This is a genomic window from Cryptosporangium phraense, from assembly GCF_006912135.1.
Classification (GTDB): domain Bacteria; phylum Actinomycetota; class Actinomycetes; order Mycobacteriales; family Cryptosporangiaceae; genus Cryptosporangium; species Cryptosporangium phraense.
Genome location: NZ_VIRS01000004.1, coordinates 140,175 through 160,354, shown reverse-complemented (window position 1 = coordinate 160,354; position 20,180 = coordinate 140,175). Strand labels below are relative to the sequence as shown.

Genomic DNA, 20,180 nt, shown 5'->3' with positions numbered 1-20,180 from the left:
TATCTCTAGCCGGTGACCGTCAGCGTCTTCAGCAGCTCCTGGCAGCCGCGCTGGATGTCGACCTGGTCGGACGACCACGAGCAGGTCACGTCGACGACGGTCCGCCCGTCGTAGACGAAGTAGTCCCAGGCGCCCTTGGCCGCGTCGGCGAACGAGTACTTGTACGCGGAGTACTTGCCCACCTTCACGGCCGCGCGGGTGCTGGGGTCCTGGCCGATCTGGGTGACCCACGTGTCGAGCCGGGTCGTCAAGGCTCCGTCGCTCGCGTTCTCGGTGAGCGGGAACGAGGCCACGTAGAGGTAGTCCCACACCGATCCGCCGGTCGGGGCCGACCACGTCTCGTAGTACTCGGTCAGCGGCTCGGCCTGCGGGCTCGCCCCGTCGGTGGGGGTCGGACCGCCGCTGGAGGTCGGCGCCGGCTGGGAGTGGAAGCCGACCGGCATCCGGTAGCTGAACGGCGCTCCGGCCGGCCGCACGAGCTCCCCGCCGGGCGACGCGGTCGCGCTCGGCTTCGGCGATGCCGACGAGGATGACGACGACGGGGACGCCGAGGTCGACGAGTCGGCCGACGCCCCGATCAGCACGACGCCGAACGTCCCCAGCCCACAGACGACGAGCGCGCTCACGACCAGTGTCGTGAGCACGGTGACGACGACGATCAGCACGGTGTTGGGCCGGTTCGGAGCCGGCGGGTACGGGTTCTCCACCGGCCCGGCGGGGCTCACCGCGTACGGCGGCCCGGACCAGCCCCCTTGGCTCGGGTCCTGGTAGTGGTCGTAGCTCATGGTGTTACCTCGCTCCTCTCGGACCTGGAATCGGTAACGCCATGGTCGAGGCGCGGGCGTGATCACCCCGTGCCGCGCCGGACGGTCGTACCGTCACGGTCCGAACAGAAGCGGTTCAGTACGAGAGAACAGCCTCCTCCTCGCCCGACCGGATCAGCTCGAGGATCACCTCGGCGACCTGCTCGGGCGACTGCGCCGGGGGCATGCCCGGCCGCGCGGTCAGCGACCCGGCCCGCAGCACGTCGTGGAACTCGGTGGCGGTGATCACCGGGTAGACCGTCGAGACGACGACGCCGTCGGCGGCCCACTCGGCCCGCGCCACCGCCGAAAGCATGTTCAACGCGGACTTCGTCGCCGCGTACGCGCCGAGCCCGGGAAAGACCCGGCGTGACGTCCCCGAACTGACGTTGACGATCGCGCCGGCGCCCTGGCGGCGCATGGCCGGGAGCACCGCCTGCATCGCGATCAGCGGGGCCACGACGTTCAGCTCCAGCACGGCCCGGAAGTCGTCCGCCTCGACCTCCTCCAGCGGCACGTGCAGGCCCTGCCCGGCGTTGTTGACCAGCACGTCGATCCGGCCGTAGGTGTCGAGCGCGACCTGCACCGCGGTCGGGATCTGGCCGGAGTCGGCCAGGTCGGTCGGGATCGCGATCGCGTCCGGCAGCTCGTCGGCCAGCGCCTCGATCCGATCGACGCGACGAGCGGCGAGCACCACCCGGGCACCCGCCTTCGCCGCCAGCCGGGCCGTCGCCGCCCCGATACCGGCCGACGCCCCCGTGACCAGCACTACCGCCCCGTCGAGATCCATGGCCCTCACGCTACTCAGGGCCAGGCGACCGCCTGGGGGCACGTGCCGCCGCTCGGCGGGGCGTCGCTGAGCCGCTCGCCGCTGGGCAGCGTCAGGCACCCGGCGTAGCCCGGGCCCGGCAGGGCGTTCCCGTTCGCGTCGAAGGCCTTCAGCACCGGATCCGGCCGCTTGCCCTGGTAGTCGTACCGGACCGCGAACGTGTGGTCCTGCAGGTGCACGTCGACGGTGTCGTCGCCCACGGTCAGCGTCATCTTGGCGACGTTCGCGGCCACCCGCCCGCCGTAGCTAGGGGGCCGAGATCCAGTGCAGGTCGAGCAGGCTGCCACCGGAACGCCGTTCCCGTACATTTTCGCGCACTCCGGCACGATCGACTCGATCCGTCCGGTCGGTGGCGGCCCGATGAACGACGGCACCGCGCTCGGGGTGCTGGTGGCGGGCACGACACGGTCGTCCCCCCGGCCGCGCAGCACGGTGACGACGACGCCCAGCACGACGAGCACCGCGACGGCCGCGGCGACCGGCGCCAGCCAGCCGGACCACCCGCAGGACCTTGGCCATCTGCCGCTGGTCGTCGAGCCGGGCGGCGACGTCGTCGGCGTGGTCGACCTCCGGCGGGTCGGCGACCAGACGACCGGCCAGCGCCACCCGACGCCGGGCCGACCGCTGCTGGTGCTGGCTGACGTTGGTGGCGACGGCCAGCAGCCAGGGCAGCGCCGAGTCGCGGGCCAGTCACACCCCGTCCGTCGCCGGCTCGGCCGGCCACGTTGCATCCGAGAACCGGGCCCGGCGTTTCATCCGGTACATCGCCGCGTCGGCCTGACGCATCAGGCTGTCGGGGTCGTCGCCGGTGCCGACGGCCACGCCGATGCTCGCTCCGACCGAGAGCCGCAGCGCACCGATCACGATCGGCTCGGCCAGCACGGCCCGGACCCGGGTCGCGATCCGCTCCGCGTTCGCCGCCGCCGCGCCCGGCATGAGTACCGCGAACTCGTCGCCGCCGAGCCGCGCCGGGGTGTCGGTCGGCCGGACGCAGCGCCGGATCCGCTCGGCGACGGCCACCAGCACGGCGTCCCCGACGTGGTGGCCGTGGGTGTCGTTGATCGGCTTGAACCCGTCGAGATCGATCGCCAGCAGGCCGACCGGCGAGCCCGCCCCGGCCAGCCGCTCGGTGAACAGCCGCCGGTTCGCCAGCTGGGTCAGAACGTCGTGCTCGGCCTGGAAGCGGAGCTGTTCCTGCAGTTCACGGGCGTCGGTGACGTCACGGCAGTTGCAGACGATCCCGCGGATCGCCGGGACCTCGAGCAGGTTCGTGTTGATGGTCTCCAGCCAGCGCCAGCCGCGGCCGGCCGTACGTAGGCGGACCTGCACGGTCCAGGCGGCGCCCGGCGCCGCTCGCAGCGCGGCCCACCCCACCTGCAGCCGGTCGAAGTCCTCGACGTGCAGCGACTGGCTGAGCTTCACGCCGACCAGCCGCTCCGGACGGATCCCGAGCACCCGCTCGGCGGCCGGCGACACGTACGTGACGACGTCCCGGTCGTCGACGACCAGCGTCATGTCGGACGAGTGGGCGACCAGCGAGCCGAACCATTCCTTCTGCCGCCCGAGCTGGCCGATCAGCCGCTCGTTGTCGCTCATCGACAGCAGCTGCCGGACGACGACCAGCGTGCTGACCAGCGCCGTCGCCACGACCATGCCCCACAGCCGCAGGTTGACGACCGGGTCGACGAGCAGCGTCCCGATCAGCAGCAACTGGACGACCGCCACCACCGCGTACGGCAGCAGGCTGTACGGGCGGCCGGGCTCGGGTGGCCGCGGAGCCGGTTCGATCCCGACCCGCAGCACCTCCAGGCGCGGCCCGGCCGCGATCAGCACGGTCGGCAGCAACTGGATGGCCAGCGACGCCCCGTCGCTCAGCGGGGCAGCATAGATCGGGAGCACCGAGGTCTGGAGCATCTGCACGATCGCCGACGAGATCATCAGCGTCGCGGCCGGCAGCGACACCGGGCTGTGCCCGCTGAGCACGAGCTTCACCGCGAGGAAGCCGACCAGCGTGACCTCGGCCCCGATCAGCAGCGCGCTGAACACGTCGAGGCTGTTCGCGGACGCGGCCCGCGGGTCGGTGAGCAGGAACCAGATGATCGCCCCGACACCGAAGAACACGATCACCGCGTCGAGCAGGAACCGTCTCCGGTCGCCGTTCACCATCGGGTAGGCGATCAGCGCGGCGACGAACACCGCCTGGCCCACCGAGAAGCAGGTCAGCTGCACCGGGCCGGGCGCGGTGGACTCCAGCCCGACGACGCCCTCGATCGCCCGGAGCAGGTCGGCGACCATGAACGCGGCCGCCGCGACGGCCATCAGCCGCCAGAACCGGTGCGCCTTCCGGTCTCCGCGGTAGTGCCGGGTGAGGCGCCGGGCGCTGAGGAAGAACACTGAGTCGCCGGGGAACTGGACCGCCCAGAACACCGTCGTCCGGCCGGGCTCGTCCGCGCCGGCGAAGATCAGCCAGGCCGAGACCAGCACCCAACCCAGTACGAGTGCTAGCAAAACGACGTCGGTGGATGCGGCTCCGAGTAAGCCAGAACGCCGCATCACGCCCTCCTCCGCCCGTTCTGCTCAGCCGGCGGTGATGGACGCCGATGGAAATCAGGTGGCCGCTGGAACCGTACTCCGCCGGAGCCAGGCGTCACGCGTGATCCGGAAGGGGCTGGATGTCCGGGGACTGGGAGCAGGTCGAGCGGCTGCTGAGCCTGGCGCGCCGCCACCTCGGCATGGACCTCGCCTGGATGTCCGAGTTCAGCGCGGGTGACCAGATCGTCCGGGCGGCCAGCGGCGACGCGGCCGCGATGAAGGTGACGCTCGACGAGCGGTTGTCGCTGGACGGCTCGTACTGCATGCGGGTGGTGTCCGGGCAGCTCCCTCCGGTGATTCCCGACACCCGTCGGCACCCGGTGACCCGCGACCTCACCGCCACCGCGCAGCACGGCATCGGCGCCTACGTCGGCGTGCCCTGGCGGCAGCGGGACGGGCAGGTCGGCGGCATGCTCTGCGTGCTCAACCGGTCTCCCAACCCGGATCTCGACAAGCAGTCCGAGCGCTTCCTGGCCCTGATCGCCGACCTGATCAGCGAGCACGTCGGCAGCCCGCTGGAGCCGGCGCAGAAGGCGCCGTGCGACGACGCCGAGCGGATCCGGTCGATCCTCGACGCCGGGGCCGTGCGGATGGTGTTCCAGCCGATCGTCGAGCTGAGCACCGGCAAGGTGGTCGCGTTCGAGGCGCTGGCCCGATTCGACGACCCGGCGCTGCCGACCCCGGCGCACGCGTTCGCGGCGGCCGACCGGGCCGGTCTCGGCGTCGAACTGGAGCTGCTGGCGGTCCAGCGGGCGCTGGAGCGCCTGGACGACCTGCCGGACGACATCGGGATGGGCGTCAACCTGTCGGCCGAGGCGCTGCTGACGCCGGCCGTGCAGGACGTGCTGATCGAGCGGGCGAGCAAGCGGCTGGCGGTCGAGCTGACCGAGCACACCCAGGTCAGCGACTACGCGGCGCTGACCGCGGTGACCGAGCGCCTGCAGCGCTCCGGCGTCCACATCGCGGTCGACGACGCCGGGGCCGGGTTCGCCAGCCTGCGTCACATCCTCAAGCTGCGGCCGGACGCCATCAAGCTCGACATCGAGCTGATCCGGGGCATCGACACCGACCCGGTGCGGCAGGCGCTCACCCGCTCGCTGGTCGCCTTCACCCGGGACATCGGCGCCGCGCTGATCGCCGAGGGCATCGAGGTGCCGGCCGAGCGGGAGATGCTGCTGGCACTCGGCGTCGAACTCGGGCAGGGCTACCTGATGGCCAAGCCGGGTCCGCTGCCGATGACCGTGCGCGCCCTCACCGAATAGGTAAGGCTCGATCGGGCATCACGCCCCGGACGACAACCGGACGGGAAGGTGCCACGATGCGCGCTTTGACCTGGCAGGGCACGGAGAAGGTCTCGGTCGAAACGGTTCCGGACCCCACGATCCAGGAACCCACGGACGCGATCGTCCGGATGACCTCCACCGCCATTTGCGGCTCCGACCTGCACCTTTACGACGTCCTCGGGATGTACCTGGACCCGGGGGACATCCTCGGGCACGAGCCGATGGGGATCGTCGAAGAGGTCGGGTCCGGGGTCACCCACATCAAGCCCGGCGACCGGGTCGTGGTCCCGTTCAACATCTCGTGCGGGTCCTGCTGGATGTGCAGCCGCGGGTTCTACGCCCAGTGCGAGACGACGCAGAACGTCGACCAGGGCAAGGGCGCCTCGCTGTTCGGCTACACGAAGCTGTACGGGCAGGTCCCGGGCGGCCAGGCCGAGTACCTGCGGGTCCCGCAGGCGCACTTCGGCCCGATCAAGGTGCCCGACGAGCACCCGGACGAGCGGTTCCTCTACCTGTCCGACGTGCTGACGACGTCCTGGCAGGCCGTCCGCTACGCCGACCTCCAGCCCGGGCAGACGATCGCGGTGATCGGGCTCGGTCCGATCGGCCAGATGTCGGCCCGGATCGCCCGCTACCTCAACGCCGACCAGGTCATCGCCGTGGACAACGTCCCGGAGCGGCTGGAGATGGCCCGTCGGCACGGCATCACGGTCATCGACGAGCGGGAGTGCGACGACGTCCCGGCCGCGATCGCCGACCTCACCGACGGACGCGGCGCGGACGGCGTCATCGAAGCGGTCGGGATGGAGGCACACGGGACGCCGTTCCAGGAGTTCGCCCAGCGGTCGGCCGGCCTGCTGCCGGACGCGCTCGCGAAGAAGGCCATCGACAAGGTCGGGGTCGACCGGATGGCCGCGCTGCGGACCGCGTTCGCCTCGGTGCGGCGGGCCGGAACCGTCTCGATCATCGGCGTCTACGGTGGTCAGGCCGACCCGTTCCCGATGATGGACCTGTTCGACAAGGGCGTGACGCTCCGGATGGGACAGGCCCACGTGAAGCGCTGGGTCGACGAGATCATGCCCGCGCTCACCGGCGACGGCGACCCGCTCGGCACCGAGGACCTGCGGACCCACGCGGTGCCGCTGGAGCAGGCGCCGCAGGCCTACGAGATGTTCAAGGAGAAGAAGGACGGCTGCATCAAGGTCGTCCTCAAGCCCTGATCGGGCCGGGTCGTCCTCAAGCCCTGATCGGGCCGGCCGGGCCGCGAACGCGGCCCGGCCGCCGGATCACTCGGCCGAGCCGGGCTCGGCCATCTTGCGGTGCAGTTCGGCCTTGAGCCGGTCGGGCATCACCTTCGCCGCGGCTTCCTGGGCCTTGGTGGAGAAGCTCGCCGCCACCACCCGGGGCTTGCCGGCCATCAGCGCCTCGAAGCCCTGCTTGGCCACGTCGGCCGGGTCGTCCTTGCTGTCGCTGGCCCCGACCTTCGTGTCCATCATGTCGGCGCGCTCGAAGAAGTTCGTGTCGGTCGGCCCCGGCATGAGCGACGTGACCGTCACCCCGGTGTCCTTCAGCTCGGCCTGGATCGCCTCGGCGAACGACTGCACGAACGACTTCGAGGCGTTGTAGACCGCCTGATAGGTGCCCGGCATCGTCGAGGCGATCGACGACGTGAACAACACCCGGCCCGCGCCCCGCCGCACCATGCCCGGCAGCACCCGCTTGGCCAGGTGCACGGTCGACCGGACGTTGACGTCGATGATCTCCAACTCGTCACGCAGGTCGGTCTCCCGCGTGAAGTCCCCGCCGGCTCCCCGCCCCGCGTTGAGCGCGATCGCGTCCACCGCTCGCCCGGACGACTCGATCGCCCGGTACAGCTGCTCGACGCCGGTCTCGGTCGCCAGATCGACCCGGACGGCCTCGACCGTGTGGGCGTCGTCCCGGCGCAGGTCGATCGCTGCCGCGACGATGTCCTCGTCCTCGGCCGCGAGCAACAGGTCGAAGTCGTGGGCCGCGAACAGCCGGGCCAGTTCGTAGCCGATTCCGCTCGATGCCCCGGTCACGACCGCAAAGGGGTTTTGTTCCGCCATGTCGGTCACCTCCTCGGGCCCTGACGTGCCCGGAGAGGTCGGACCTATGCGTGCTTCTCGCGAGCGATCGGCGACAGCAGAGTCGACCGGGACTCGACCGACGCCCGGTGGGTGGTGACCCCGAGGAGGCCGAGGCTGATGATCGCCAGGATCAGGTAGGCGACGGTGTTCGCCAACGAATCCCAGGTCGCGTGCAACGCGACCGCCACTGCGAACACTCCGACGAAACGCAGGACGGCCGACGTCTGCCAGCCGCGCTCGGCGGCGTACCAGAGTGCGGCCGCGGTCAGGCCCGTCCACGCCATGTGCGCCGCCGGGCTGAGCACCCCGCGCAGGAACAGCACGTCGTCGAGGGCGGAGATGCTGCCGTTCGACCGGATCAGCTCGACGAACCCGTAGCCCATCGTCTCCAGCGTCGCGAACCCGGCCCCGGACGCGACGCCGATCAGCAACCCGTCGGCCGGGCGCCGGGGCTTCAGGAAGAACACCAGCGCGAGCGGCGCGATCAGCTTCGCCGACTCCTCGATCAGCCCGACCGCGACCATCGGCAGCATGCCCAGGTCGTGCAGCGTGTCGAACTCCAGCACGCCGGCCGTGACGACGCCGATGACCCCGCCGATCAGCGCGGTCAGGGCCAGCGTCCCGCCGGACACCCCGTAGGCGATCCGACGTCCGGCGATGAACGCGACGAACGTGACCGGGATGACGGCTGCGCCGAGCAGGATGAGGGAGGGGATCAGGTTCGGGTTGTCGGTGTGCAGCGTGGCTCGGCGGACGAGCCAGAACAACGCCAGCCCGACGACCAGAACGCCCACCCAAGACCAGCGACGCGCGTGCTCCATGACCCGCTCCCTTCCCCGGCAAGTATCAGATCATGGCCCGATGTCGCACAGAAGACATCGGGTCGTCAGACACCGGCGTGGACGTAGGAGGCCCAGAGCGACGGCGTCGCCGGGTAGCGTCGGCGCAGCGCCGTGACCGCGGTGTGCAGGGCGTGCGCGCCGCCGCGTCCGGGCAGCTCCTGGTAGAAGTGCTCGGCCAACCTGGCCGCGACCCGGTCGGAGACCTCCCAGAGCGTGGCCACGACCTGCGGGAAGCCGGCCAGTTGGAGTGCGGACGCGAGGTGGATGCCCTCGTCGAAGAGACGCCCGGCCAGCGCGCTGTCGCACGTCGAGAGGAAAGCCAGCCGGGCTTCGCCGGAATCCGCGGCCGACAGGTCCGCGACCGTCAGTGGGTGGTCGCCGAGGAGCAGCCGGCTCTGGGACGGATCGGACGAGTCGCTGATGCCGTGGCAGGCGAAGTGCGCGATGCCACACGTCCGCAACGCGTCGAGCACCGCGTCACGGGTGGCCGAGCGTCCGTCGTCGAGCAACGTCGGCGCGGGCAGCAGCGACGCAACCCGTCGCGCCTCCTCGGCGGCGTAGCGCAGATCACCGACGGAGCCGAGCCCGGGCGTCGTCGGCATCGCGACGACGAGCGAACGCCCGGCCGGCCCGGTGCGCCGGGCGGCCAGCCGGCGCGCATGCGCCAGGGCCCGGATGGTCGGCGTGTAGGAAGAGACGACCAGGTCCAGCGCGGAGACGGACCCGTCGGCCCGCCCGGCCGCGTGGACGGGAAGCAGCGCGAGCAGTCCTCCGGTGGCCCACCAGACGCGCGGGGCGTCGATCACCTCCAGCACCGGCCCGACCGCGACATCCCAGAGCCACTCGAGGATTTCCCCCAGCCGGGACTGGTCGTCGAGCCGGAGCGCGTCACGGAATCGGTTGACCTGGTTGATGGCCTCGTCCTGGCTCAGATCCGGCAGCGCCACCACACGGACCCCATCGGGAGTCGCGATCAGAGCGTCGCTGCGCGATCCGCCGACGTTGAACGTGACGATGGGTCCTTCCGACGCCTCCGCCAGCAGTTTCTCGACCGGAGGCGGTAAGCCGAAGTCGGCGAATCCCGGCGTCGCGCGAATCCGAGTCATGACGTCCGCGTAGCGCTCGACGAGTTCCTGGCGGGAATCGGCCGCGGACGCCGACGCGCCGTCGCCGGTCGACATCGGCTCGTGCTGGACCGCGTCCAGCCGCTCGCGGAGCTCGCCGAATCGCGTCGCGAGTGCGGGCGCGGCCTGGCGCAATTCGTCGAGGTCGGTTCGCACGTCCAGCGCCTGACTCAGCAGGACGGCTCGGCCGGCTTCCAGCAGCGTGAGGGCCCGCGCCGCGCGCTCGGCCCCGGGACGGGTCGGATCGGCGAGGACCAGCGCCGCCGCGTCTCCGGCCAGGCCGGGATACCGGTCGATCGCGGTCAGCTGATCGCTGCGGGCCAGCCGGCGGGGGACCGCCTCGGGGAGTAACCGCACCGCTTGTTCGAGGAATTCGGCGGCCCGCGCCGGATCGGTGGCGGCGAGCATCAAACCCCCGTGCCGGGCGCCGCGGACGCGCAGGGCGGGCGTCGCCGTGGGGATGGCGGCCGCCTCGAGGTAGGCGTCGCGAGCCTCGTCGAGGTCGGTCGGCTCCTCTCTCTCGCGCAGCAGCACGGCGAGTTCGGCCAGATACCGGGCGCGGTACGGATCGTCGGCTCGAGCGGTGCCGGCCGCGTCCCGGGCGAGTTCGATCGCTCGGTCCAGCTCGGCGCGGGTCTCCGTCAGCGCGTACCGCCGTGCGGCGACGTCGCTGCGGACGGAGTGCACGAGTGCTCGGTAGCGATGGTCGGCCGGCGTCAGGCGGAGAGCGTCGTCCAGCGCGGCCGCGGCTTCGTCGAGATCGGCGAGCGAATCGGTGCGACGCGCCCGCCCCTCCAGCGCGGTGCTCAGTCGGGTGAGGAGGATCGGCTGGTTGAACAGCAGGCGGTTGGAGGCGGTCGCGGTGCGGAGCACGTCGATGGCCTCGTCGAGATCGTGCGCGGTGTTTCGGGCCAGCAGGGTCGCGGCCAGTTGCCCGCGGTAGACACCGAGGTCCAGCGCGGTGGCGGGTGACTGAGTCACGGCTCCGCGCGAAGCGACGACGGCTTCGTCGAGGTCGGCCCCGATGCCCAGCCCGGTGCCCCGCACGAGCAGTGCGGAGCCCAGCGCGGAGAGGGCGAGCGGCCGCATCGCATGGCCGGGCCAGGTGGCGCCGACCGCGCTCCGGCCGGCCTGGACGGCTTCGTCGAGGTCCGCGACCGAGCCGCGACGCTCGTACCGGGTCAACAGCGAGAGGCCCAACGCGTACCAGAGCCGGGCGCGCTGGTAGTGCCGGTCGGGAACGGCGGCCAGCGCCTCCCGCGCGCGGCCGACCGCGTCGTCGAGGTCGTCGTCGGAACTCGTGGTGACGAACGCGGCCTGACGCATGGTCGAGAGGTTGGCGGCCAGACTGCCCATCTCCACCGGACTGCTGGGGACCGTCATCGCGGACGCGCCAACCGCGAGGGCTTCCTCGAGTCGCCGCGGGTCGCCGCTCTCCTGGTAAGCCAGCAGGAGCGCGCTACCGAGGTTGGCCAGGTCGGTGACGTTGGCCGGATGGCCGGGTGGCCGATCCGCGATCGATCGACGCAGCAGCGCGATCGCGTTCTCCCGGTCCTGCGGCCTCCCGACCACCGTGTGCCGGAGGATCAGAGCGGCGGCGAGATTGGATCGCCGGTTCGCTCGGCTCGTCACCTCCGCGGGGCCGGTCTCGGAGACTTCGAGGGCCCGGGAGGTGAGGCTGACGGCGGCATTCAGGTCGGCGGGATCGCCGGTGGCCACGTACCGCGCCATTCGAGCCTGACCGAGGTCGCTCAGGCGACCGGCGTCCTCGGGATCGCCGTCGAGACTGATTCGGAGCGCCTCGACGGCCGCCTCCAGGTCGGCGCGGTCGCTCGTGCGCTCGAACCGCGATTGGAGGGCCAGCCCGAGGACTCCCCACGCTCCGCCGACCGCCGAGGGATCCTCCCCGAGGGCCTCGCGGGCCGCCGAAATCGCCGCGTCGACGTCCGATGGATCTCCGGCGAATTCGTACCGGCGCCACAGGCCTTCAGCGAGGCCGACGCGTAGCCATCCGTCGGCGCTCCCGGCCTGGACGGCACGCTGGAACCAGTCGACGGCCTCGTTCAAGGACGCCAGGTCGGTGCCTACGCGATCGGTGCGCATCAGGAGCGCCCCGCCCAGCATCCCCGCCGTCAGCCCGCCGTCCAGCGCCTCGGACGCGGCCGTCCGGAGTTCGGCGACGGCGCGGTCCCAGTCGGCCGGTGTTCCGGTCAGCTGGGCTCGGGAGACGAAACCCATTCCGATCAGGACTTGGAGCCGGTGCCGATCGTCCGCGTCCCCGGCCCGGCCGAGCGCCGTCCGGAAGATCTCGATCGACGTATCGAGATCGTCCGGATCGCCGCCGAACTCGTACCGGGCATCGAGTGCGAGCCCGTAGCTTCGCAGTGTGTCGGCGTCATCCGGGTAGGACGCGGCCAACCGGCTCCACGCGTCCACAGCGGCCGCGACGACCGTGTCGTCCGGCGTCTCCTGCGCGCGATCGAGAAGATCGGACGCCTCGTCGAAATTCCCGCCCCCCGAGGTCACGGGCGTGATGGTAGAGCCAGATCAGTTCGCGAAGTCGTGGGTGAGCCAGACCGTCCCGTCGACGATGATCACGTCGATTCCGATCCTCGACAGGTCCGGGTTGAGGATGTTCTTGCGGTGACCGTCGTCCGGGGGGACCTCGGCCAGCATGTCGTTCGTGAGCCGCACCGCCATGTCGCCCTGCGCGCTCTCGGTGTCGGCCACCGGGCCGCCGGTACCGATGTTCTCCGCCACCGAGCGCCAGTCCACGCCGGCCGCGGAGATCCGGTCTCCGAGGCCGCCCTCGCCGTCGCACTGGTGGGAGAGCCCGCACCCGTCGGCCATCACCAGGTTGTGATCGTGCGCGCTGGCGACCAGGCCGCTGCTCATCGACAGGGGTCCGGCGCCGTTCTCGGCCCGGGCCGCGTTGATGACGGCCAACACGCGCTGCTCGGCCGAGCCCGTCGTCGTCGACGACGGCGGAGAGGTCTTCCTCGTGGCCGAGGGCCGCGGGCTCGGCTTCGGGCTGCTCGGCGCGCGCCCGGTCGCCGCGGTCGGCGACCCGCCCGGTAAGCGCGGCCGCACCGAACCCGGCGACGCCGAGGAAGAAGCCGACGAACCCGCCGACGACGTCGGCGCACAACACGGCGTGGGGTCGTCGACCGCCGGCGGGGCCACGGTCTCGGCCGCCTCGATCGCCGCCTTGTCGCCGCCCGACCCTTCATCGGCCCGAACCAGGCCCGTCACCGCGATACCGGCCGTAGCCACGGCGGCCACGACGACCACACCGCCCACCCAGAGCCGGACACGAGAAGGGGCACGGCGATGGCTCACGACGTCCAGCCTCACCAATCACACTCGCCACGGAAACAGCGTTCAGCCGCGCTTAAGGCAACTTTGCGCGGGATCTAAGTGCCGGAGTTCATCCCGCCGTAACTCGGCCGCCCGGTCCCCGGCCCACGCTGCGGAGCGTGAAAATCCTTTCGTTGGCAGTAGCAGGCGCCGTGGCGCTCACAGCGCTCACAGCGACCGGGACGCCGGCCAGCGCGGCCACCTCCGGCGGGACCGTCCTGAAGACGGCGACGTTGCCCGACATCCCGCTCGCCCGGTTCAGCAACTCCCTGCTGCCGGGCAGCGTCACGAACGACCGGAACGTCGACCTCGGCGGGATCGGTAGCGACCTGTACCCGACCGGGGTCCCGGGCGAGTTCTGGGCGATCACCGACCGCGGCCCCAACGGCCAGATCAAGGTCGACGGGAAGAACCGGCGCACGTTCCCGGTGCCGTCGTTCGACCCGGCGATCGTCCGGATCCGGGTCAAGGGCTCGACGATCCAGGTGATCAAGGCGATCCCGATCACGAACCGGCACGGCAAGGGCGTCACCGGCCTCCCGAACCAGAAGACGCACGACGAGGCCCCGTACGACTACGCGGCGGCGACCCCGCTGAACTACGACCCCGAGGGCCTCGACACCGAGGGCATCGTCCGGGCCAAGGACGGCTCGTTCTGGCTCGCCGACGAGTACGGCCCCTCGCTGGTGCACGTCTCGCCGAGCGGAAAAGTCCTCGCTCGTTACGTCCCCAAGGGTCTGGGTCTGACCGGAACCGACTATCCGGTGGTCGAGTCGCTCCCGGCGATCTTCGCGAAGCGGAAGATCAACCGGGGGTTCGAAGGCCTCGGCCTGCTGCCGGGCGGTGACCTGGTGATCGTCCTGCAGAGCCCGCTGTCCAACCCGGACGGCGACGCCGGCGACGCGTCCCGCACCACCCGCCTGGTGCGCTTCTCGACGCACGCCAGGAAGGTGGTGGCCGAGTACGCCTACGGGTTCGACGCGGTCTCGACCGTCGACCCGAGCGAGGACGACCCGAGCGCGCTGAAGTCGTCCGCGGTGATCGGGATCGACAACCACACGGTCCTGGTCGAGGAGCGCACCGACAACGCGGCCCGCCTCTACCGCATCGACCTGCGCAAGGCGACGAACATCCTCGGCTCGAAGTGGGACGACCCGGCCACGTCGCCGTCGCTCGAGGAGGCGACCGGCGTGCCGGTGCCGCCGAAGAAGCTGGTCATCGACCTCGGCGCCACCCCGGGCGTGCCGAAGAAGATCGAGGGGATCGCATTGGTCGACCGGAAGACGATCGCGATCGTCAACGACAACGACTTCGGGATGACCGACGGGGCCGCGGCCTTCGACGCGAACGGCAACCTGGTCGACAGCGGAATCCAGACCCAGCTGCAGTACGTGCGTCTGCCATAGCCGGATCGCCCGGCCGGTCGACCGAATCCGCGGTCGACCGACCGGGTGGGGACTTCGGAGATCACCCTCGCCGGGCAGTCCGGCGCGCGCGAATATCCGGTGGATAACGACGTAGCCGTTAATTCGCTGTTTCTGTTCGGGAGAGGCTTGACACTCTCTGCCCTGCGCAAGAGTCTGTGTTGCACTCAGTGCGCCTGATTGCATGATGCGCAACGGATTCGGCGTGAGGATTTCCGACGTGACCGCATCGACGGCTGAAGCTTCCCCGAATACAGACGTCGGTTCCGACGCCGACATCAGCGTCCGCAACCTGTGGAAGGTCTTCGGACCCCGGGCCGAGCGCGTTCCGGCCGACCCCGAGTTGGCCGCGCTCCCGCGCGCGGAGCTGAAGGAGAAGACCGGCTGCCTGGCCGCGGTCTGTGACCTCAGCTTCGACGTCGAGCCCGGCCAGGTGTTCGTCGTGATGGGACTCTCCGGGTCCGGTAAGTCGACGCTCGTCCGCTGCCTCACCCGGCTGATCGAGCCCACCGCCGGAGACGTGCTGATCCAGGGCCGCAACATCCGCCAGGCCGACGACAAGTCGCTGCGCGAGCTGCGACGGCACTCCGTCTCGATGGTGTTCCAGCACTTCGGGCTCTTACCGCACCGCCGGGTCATCGACAACGTGGCCTACGGGCTGGAGATCCGCGGCGAGAAGAAGGCCGAGCGGCTCCAGCGCGCCCAGGACGTCATCGACCTGGTCGGGCTGTCGGGGTTCGAGAAGTCGCTGCCCAAGCAGCTCTCCGGCGGCATGCAGCAGCGCGTCGGGCTGGCCCGTGCGCTGGCAGGCGACCCCAGCGTCCTGCTGTTCGACGAGCCGTTCTCCGCGCTCGACCCGCTGATCCGCCGGGACATGCAGAACGAGGTCATCCGCCTGCACCACGAGGTCGGCAAGACGATGGTCTTCATCACCCACGACCTGTCCGAGGCGCTCAAGCTCGGCGACCGGATCCTGATCATGCGCGACGGCCGGATGGTCCAGATGGGCACCGGCGCCGAGCTGGTCGGGGCGCCGGCCGACGACTACGTCCGCGACTTCGTGCAGGAGGTGCCGAAGGCGAACGTGCTCACGCTGCGCTGGATCATGCGCCCGCCGACGGCCGACGAGACGCTCGGCGAGTACGAGCTCGGCCCGGACGTCCTGGTCAAGGACGCGGTGCGCGCGGTGCTGGAGGCGTCGGCCCCGGTGAAGGTCGTCGCGGACGGCGAGCTGCTGGGCGTCGTCGGGGACCCGGAGGTGCTCGGGGTGGTGGCCGAATCGTGAGCGTCGCGCTTCCCCGCACCCAGGTGGCCGTCCGGCCGAACAAGGGCTGGACCGTCGTCGGCATCATCGTCGTCTGGCTGATCGGGTACGTGGCGTTTCACGGTAAACAAACCCTGGCATTGGCACCGGCCGACATCAATGGTTTCCATTCGTCACTCAACGACCTGAATGACTCGGTCGGCGCGAATCGGAATTCGAATCCGCTGTTCCTGTACTTCTTCAACGAGATCAAGGTCGGCATCGACCAGATCGTCGTGTTCCTGCAGCACCTGATTTCCCAGCCGGTCGGCGACCGGCCGCTGCCCTACGTCGGCTGGCTCGGCGTCGTCGCGCTGGCCACGTACGCGGCCTGGGCGTTCGGCAACTGGCGGGTCGCGCTGCTGACCGTCGTCGGCCTGCTGTTCATCGGCACGCAGGGCCTGTGGCAGGAAAGCATGGACACGCTCGCGCTGACGATCACCGCGGTGCTGCTGTCGCTGCTGATCGGCATCCCGCTCGGCATCTGGGCCGGCCTCTCGGACCGGTTCAACGCGGTCGTCACCCCGGTCCTCGACCTGATGCAGACGATGCCGACGTTCGTCTACCTGGCCCCGCTCACGCTGCTGTTCCTGATCGGCCCGGCCGCGGCCACGATCGCGACGCTGATCTACGCGGTTCCGCCGGTGATCCGGCTGACCGCGCACGGCATCCGCGAGGTCCCGACCGACAGCGTCGAGGCCGGTGAGTCGCTCGGTTCGACCCGGAACCAGCTGCTGCGCAAGGTGCTGCTCCCGATGGCCAAGCCGAGCATCGTCATCGGCATCAACCAGACGATCATGGCCGCGCTCTCGATGGTCACGATCGCCGCGCTGATCGACGCGCCCGGTCTCGGCCAGGTCGTGGTCCGGGCACTGCAGACCCTCGACGTCGGCACCGCGTTCAACGCCGGGCTGTCGATCGTCGTCCTGGCCGTGATCCTCGACCGGGTCACGACGGCGGCGAGCGTCCGCGTGGAGCAGGAGCGTGCCGCAGGCGCGCCACCCTCGCCGGTCCGGCGCTACGCGCTGGCCGGTGGGGGAGTGGTGGCGCTGATCTGCGCCTACCTCTCCTACACCTACCTCTGGGCGGCCGAGTTCCCGGACAGTCCGAACTTCGGGTCACCGATCATCAAGGCCGCGACCTCGGTGAGCGACTGGTGTGCGCTGCACCTGTCCGGCTTCACCGGTGGCCTCAAGGACGGCTTCACCGCCGCCGTGATCAACCCGCTGGAGTCGCTGCTCAGCCAGTCGCCCTGGTGGCTGGTCTTCGTCGCGATCACCGCGCTGGCCTACGTGCTCGGCACCTGGCGCACCGCGCTGCTGTCGGCGATCCTGCTCGCGCTGCTGATCGGCACCGGCGTCTGGTCGGACGCGATGGTGACGCTGGCCGCGACGCTGGTGGCCACCGTCGTGGTGGCGCTGCTCGGGCTGGCGATCGGCGTCTGGATGGGACGGAGCAGCCGCGCCGACGCGGTCATCCGGCCGGTGCTTGACGCGGCCCAGACGATGCCCGCGTTCGTCTACCTGGTGCCGTTCCTGGGCCTGTTCGCGGCCAGCCGCTTCACCGCGATCGTGGCCGCGGTCGTCTACGGCGCTCCGGTCTGCATCAAGATCATCGCCGACGCCATCCGCGGCGTCAGCCCGACGACCGTCGAAGCGGCCACCGCCGTCGGGTCGAGCAGCTGGCAGATCATCACCAAGGTCCAGGTGCCGATGGCCCGCCGGGGCATCACGCTGGCGGTCAACCAAGGGCTGATCTACGTGCTGGCGATGGTCGTCGTCGGCGGGCTGGTCGGCGCCGGCGCGCTCGGCTACGACGTCGTCGCGGGCTTCTCCCAGGCCAGCCTGTTCGGCAAGGGCCTGGCCGCCGGCCTCGCGATCGTCCTGCTCGGCATCCTGCTCGACCGGATCTCCCGGGCCGCGGCCCGGGAACGCTGATTTCAACTCCCCTCGAATCCCCAGCTCTAGGGAGCCGTAGTGGTCAGAAAGTTCCGAAGGCTCAAGTTCGTCGTACCGCTCGCGGTGCTGGCGCTCGTCACCTCCGCCTGCGGGGGCGCCAAGGTCGGCGACGACGCCGGCAGCAGCGACGCCGGTAGCAAGGGCAAGTGCGGCACGGTCAACCTCGCGGTCAACCCGTGGGTCGGCTACGAGGCCAACGCGGCGGTCATCGCCTACGTCGCGCAGACCCAGCTCGGCTGCAAGGTCGTCAAGAAGAACCTGCTGGAGCAGGTGTCGTGGCAGGGCTTCTCGACCGGCGTCGTCGACGCGATCGTCGAGAACTGGGGCCACCCGGACCTGACCAAGAAGTACATCACCGACGAGAAGGTCGCGGTCGACGCCGGTTCGACCGGCGTGCCCGGCAAGATCGGCTGGTTCGTCCCGCCGTGGCTGGCCAAGGAGCACCCGGACGTCCTCGACTGGAAGAACCTGAACAAGTACGCGGCCCAGTTCAAAACGTCGGAGTCCGGCGACAAGGGGCAGTTCCTCGACGGCGACCCGTCCTACGTGACGAACGACGCCGCGCTGGTGCAGAACCTGAAGCTGAACTTCAAGGTCGTGTACTCGGGGTCGGAGACCGCGCTGATCACCGCGTTCCGGCAGGCCGAGCAGCAGAAGAAGTGGCTGCTCGCGTACTTCTACACGCCGCAGTGGTTCCTCAACGAGGTCCCGGCCGTGAACGTGAAGCTGCCTCCGTACAAGCCCGGCTGCGACGCGGACCCGAAGAAGGTCGCGTGCGACTACCCGGACTACGACCTGAACAAGATCGTCGCGAAGAAGTTCGCGGACTCCGGTAGCCCGGCGTACACGCTGATCAAGAACTTCAAGTGGACGTCCGAGGACCAGAACGCGGTCGCGAAGTCGATCGCGGTCGACAAGCTGTCCGACGAGGCCGCGGCCAAGAAGTGGGTCGAGGCGAACAAGTCCAAGGTGGACGCCTGGCTGCAGGGCACCTGAGGCCCGTGACCGGTCTGCCCACGCTGCTGCTCAGCGTGGGCAGACCGCGTCCCGCGGCGGTAGCTGGTTCTCCACCAGGTACTGCTGGACGAATTGGGCGACGCAGCGGTTGCCGTCGAAGAGGTAGTTCCCGGTGACCCGGAGGGTGGGCGGATCCCCGGCGATCCGCCCGGCGCCGTCGCTCACCACCCGGCGTACGTGCCGGGGGTACGTCCGGGCGTAGGCCTCGCCGAGCGCCCCGCCCGACGACCAGCCGAGGTACGACACGCGTTCCTCGAGCAGGGCGCTGCGCAGGACGTCGAGATCCTGGACGACCAGGCCGCGACCGGAGAGCCGCGGATCGACGGCCACCAGGTCGTGCCGGGCCGCGACCGTCGGCGCGCGATCCACGACCTCGCTCATCCCGTCGAGGGAGCTGCCCGTGTCGAGCAGCAGGGTTCCGACCCGGTGTTTCGTGTCGGTGGCCAGACGGCGGGCCACTGACACGGTGGTCGTCCGGCCCGGTGGCCGGTCGTAGTCCAGCGGCACCGTGACCTCCGCGCAGCGCGTGCCGAGGTCGTCCGACTCGGCTCGGCAGGCGTGCCAGTCGACGTCCTGGCGGTAGAACCGGTCGAGCGCGTACGGATGGCTGCGGACGATCGCCAGGCGGACGACGAGACCCGGCCCCCACACGACGCCGGCGACCACCGCCGCGATCAGGGCGATGGCCACCGGTAGGCGCGGGTTCGACACGGGCCGGACTGTATGTCAGCCGCGCATGTTCCCGAGGGTCGTGCTGGGCCGCGCCGTCAGAGGAGCGTGCCTCCGGAGGCCTCGATGCGCTGGCCGGTGATGAAGCCGGTGCGGTCGTCGAGGAGCGCGGCCACGATGCCGCCGATGTCGTCCGGCTGCCCGACGCGGCCCAGCGCGATCTCCTGGGCCAGCGCCTCCTGGATGGCCGGGGTGTCGCGGACCGCGCCGCCGGCGAAGTCGGTCGCGATCACGCCGGGCGCCAGCGTGTTGACGGTGATCCCGCGCGGGCCGAGCTCGGCCGCCAGGTACCGGGTGAACACCTCGACCCCGCCCTTCATCAGCGCGTAGGCCGCGTACCCGGGCTTGGTGAACCGGGCCAGGCCGGTCGAGAGGTTGACGATCCGGCCGCCGTCGGCGATCAGCGGCAGCATCGCCTGGGTCAGGAAGAACGCGCCCCGCAGGTGGACGTTCATCAGCTCGTCGAACTGCTGGGGCGTGGTGTCGGCGATCGACGCGTAGATGCCGATGCCCGCGTTGTTCACCAGGTAGTCGAAGTTCTCCCGTCCCCAGTGCTCTTCGAGCGCGGTCCGGACGTCGGCGGTGAACTCGTCGTAGGTCTCGAGGGCACCGACCTCGAGCCGGAAGGCGACGGCCGTACGGCCGAGCTTCTGGACCGCCTCGAGGACCGCGGCCGCCTCGGCCTCGTTCGACCGGTAGGTGAGGATCAGGTCGACGCCGTCCTCGGCCAGCGCGAGCGCGGTGTTCTTGCCGAGGCCGCGGTTGGCGCCGGTGATCAGGGCGATTTTGGACATGGGTATCCCTATCTCGT

General features: G+C 70.7%; 16 protein-coding genes. 6 read left to right on the top strand and 10 right to left on the bottom strand.

All coding sequences use genetic code 11. The annotated features are described in order from the left end of the window. Positions 1-5: 5 nt before the first annotated feature. The 4 genes from FL583_RS07710 to FL583_RS07695 form a co-directional block, all read right to left on the bottom strand. Positions 6-785 (bottom strand): hypothetical protein, encoded by a 780-nt coding sequence (locus tag FL583_RS07710; protein WP_142703781.1) that lies wholly within the window; start codon positions 783-785, stop codon positions 6-8. 115 nt (positions 786-900) lie between these two features. After that, on the bottom strand, positions 901-1,593 hold the full coding sequence (locus FL583_RS07705; RefSeq protein ID WP_142703780.1) for an SDR family NAD(P)-dependent oxidoreductase: 693 nt from the start codon (positions 1,591-1,593) through the stop codon (positions 901-903). Positions 1,594-1,607: 14 nt separating this feature from the next. After that, entirely contained in the window at positions 1,608-2,084 is a 477-nt protein-coding gene (locus FL583_RS07700) for a hypothetical protein (protein ID WP_142703779.1), read from the bottom strand. Between the two features lie 238 nt (positions 2,085-2,322). Next, positions 2,323-4,185, bottom strand: a complete 1,863-nt coding sequence (locus tag FL583_RS07695; RefSeq protein ID WP_142703778.1) for a sensor domain-containing diguanylate cyclase — start codon at positions 4,183-4,185, stop codon at positions 2,323-2,325. A 119-nt stretch (positions 4,186-4,304) separates the two neighbouring features. Between FL583_RS07695 and FL583_RS07690 the strand changes: the two genes are divergently transcribed. Both FL583_RS07690 and FL583_RS07685 read left to right on the top strand, forming a co-directional pair. Next, positions 4,305-5,486, top strand: a complete 1,182-nt coding sequence (locus FL583_RS07690; RefSeq protein ID WP_142703777.1) for a sensor domain-containing phosphodiesterase — start codon at positions 4,305-4,307, stop codon at positions 5,484-5,486. 56 nt (positions 5,487-5,542) lie between these two features. Next, positions 5,543-6,727, top strand: a complete 1,185-nt coding sequence (locus FL583_RS07685) for a zinc-dependent alcohol dehydrogenase (protein ID WP_142703776.1) — start codon at positions 5,543-5,545, stop codon at positions 6,725-6,727. A 66-nt stretch (positions 6,728-6,793) separates the two neighbouring features. Here the strand turns inward: FL583_RS07685 and FL583_RS07680 are convergent, their stop codons facing one another. The 4 genes from FL583_RS07680 to FL583_RS07665 all read right to left on the bottom strand — a co-directional run bounded on the left by FL583_RS07680 (position 6,794) and on the right by FL583_RS07665 (position 12,920). Next, entirely contained in the window at positions 6,794-7,594 is an 801-nt protein-coding gene (locus tag FL583_RS07680; RefSeq protein WP_142703775.1) for an SDR family NAD(P)-dependent oxidoreductase, read from the bottom strand. Between the two features lie 44 nt (positions 7,595-7,638). Further along, positions 7,639-8,436: a PrsW family intramembrane metalloprotease gene (locus tag FL583_RS07675; protein WP_142703774.1), complete on the bottom strand. Its 798-nt coding sequence runs from the start codon at positions 8,434-8,436 to the stop codon at positions 7,639-7,641. A gap of 65 nt (positions 8,437-8,501) precedes the next feature. Beyond that, positions 8,502-12,107: a CHAT domain-containing protein gene (locus FL583_RS07670; RefSeq protein ID WP_142703773.1), complete on the bottom strand. Its 3,606-nt coding sequence runs from the start codon at positions 12,105-12,107 to the stop codon at positions 8,502-8,504. A 21-nt stretch (positions 12,108-12,128) separates the two neighbouring features. Beyond that, on the bottom strand, positions 12,129-12,920 hold the full coding sequence (locus FL583_RS07665) for a CAP domain-containing protein (protein ID WP_170323539.1): 792 nt from the start codon (positions 12,918-12,920) through the stop codon (positions 12,129-12,131). Between the two features lie 128 nt (positions 12,921-13,048). Here FL583_RS07665 and FL583_RS07660 point away from each other — a divergent pair, with 128 nt between their 5' ends. The 4 genes from FL583_RS07660 to FL583_RS07645 all read left to right on the top strand — a co-directional run bounded on the left by FL583_RS07660 (position 13,049) and on the right by FL583_RS07645 (position 18,619). Continuing rightward, complete coding sequence (locus tag FL583_RS07660; protein WP_142703771.1) at positions 13,049-14,344, top strand: esterase-like activity of phytase family protein; 1,296 nt, start codon at positions 13,049-13,051, stop codon at positions 14,342-14,344. Between the two features lie 238 nt (positions 14,345-14,582). Next, complete coding sequence (locus tag FL583_RS07655) at positions 14,583-15,647, top strand: quaternary amine ABC transporter ATP-binding protein (protein ID WP_240746613.1); 1,065 nt, start codon at positions 14,583-14,585, stop codon at positions 15,645-15,647. Continuing rightward, entirely contained in the window at positions 15,644-17,602 is a 1,959-nt protein-coding gene (locus FL583_RS07650) for an ABC transporter permease (RefSeq protein ID WP_205751918.1), read from the top strand. The genes FL583_RS07655 and FL583_RS07650 overlap by 4 nt, the downstream gene beginning before the upstream one ends. Positions 17,603-17,641: 39 nt before the next feature. Further along, positions 17,642-18,619, top strand: a complete 978-nt coding sequence (locus FL583_RS07645; RefSeq protein WP_142703768.1) for an ABC transporter substrate-binding protein — start codon at positions 17,642-17,644, stop codon at positions 18,617-18,619. A 30-nt stretch (positions 18,620-18,649) separates the two neighbouring features. Here the strand turns inward: FL583_RS07645 and FL583_RS41535 are convergent, their stop codons facing one another. Together FL583_RS41535 and FL583_RS07635 are read right to left on the bottom strand one after the other, a co-directional pair. Beyond that, on the bottom strand, positions 18,650-19,351 hold the full coding sequence (locus FL583_RS41535) for an alpha/beta fold hydrolase (RefSeq protein ID WP_142703767.1): 702 nt from the start codon (positions 19,349-19,351) through the stop codon (positions 18,650-18,652). A gap of 56 nt (positions 19,352-19,407) precedes the next feature. Continuing rightward, the gene (locus FL583_RS07635) at positions 19,408-20,163 is read right to left on the bottom strand and encodes an SDR family NAD(P)-dependent oxidoreductase (RefSeq protein WP_142703766.1); all 756 of its coding nucleotides are present in this window, start codon (positions 20,161-20,163) and stop codon (positions 19,408-19,410) included. Positions 20,164-20,180 lie beyond the last annotated feature (17 nt).

What these genes read in the sequence shown, in the direction of transcription:
- FL583_RS07710 (WP_142703781.1), bottom strand. Translation starts at nt 785, where the DNA reads ATGAGCTACGACCACTACCAGGACCCGAGCCAAGGGGGCTGGTCCGGG.
- FL583_RS07705 (WP_142703780.1), bottom strand. Translation starts at nt 1,593, where the DNA reads ATGGATCTCGACGGGGCGGTAGTGCTGGTCACGGGGGCGTCGGCCGGT.
- FL583_RS07695 (WP_142703778.1), bottom strand. Translation starts at nt 4,185, where the DNA reads ATGCGGCGTTCTGGCTTACTCGGAGCCGCATCCACCGACGTCGTTTTG.
- FL583_RS07690 (WP_142703777.1), top strand. Translation starts at nt 4,305, where the DNA reads ATGTCCGGGGACTGGGAGCAGGTCGAGCGGCTGCTGAGCCTGGCGCGC.
- FL583_RS07685 (WP_142703776.1), top strand. Translation starts at nt 5,543, where the DNA reads ATGCGCGCTTTGACCTGGCAGGGCACGGAGAAGGTCTCGGTCGAAACG.
- FL583_RS07680 (WP_142703775.1), bottom strand. Translation starts at nt 7,594, where the DNA reads ATGGCGGAACAAAACCCCTTTGCGGTCGTGACCGGGGCATCGAGCGGA.
- FL583_RS07675 (WP_142703774.1), bottom strand. Translation starts at nt 8,436, where the DNA reads ATGGAGCACGCGCGTCGCTGGTCTTGGGTGGGCGTTCTGGTCGTCGGG.
- FL583_RS07635 (WP_142703766.1), bottom strand. Translation starts at nt 20,163, where the DNA reads ATGTCCAAAATCGCCCTGATCACCGGCGCCAACCGCGGCCTCGGCAAG.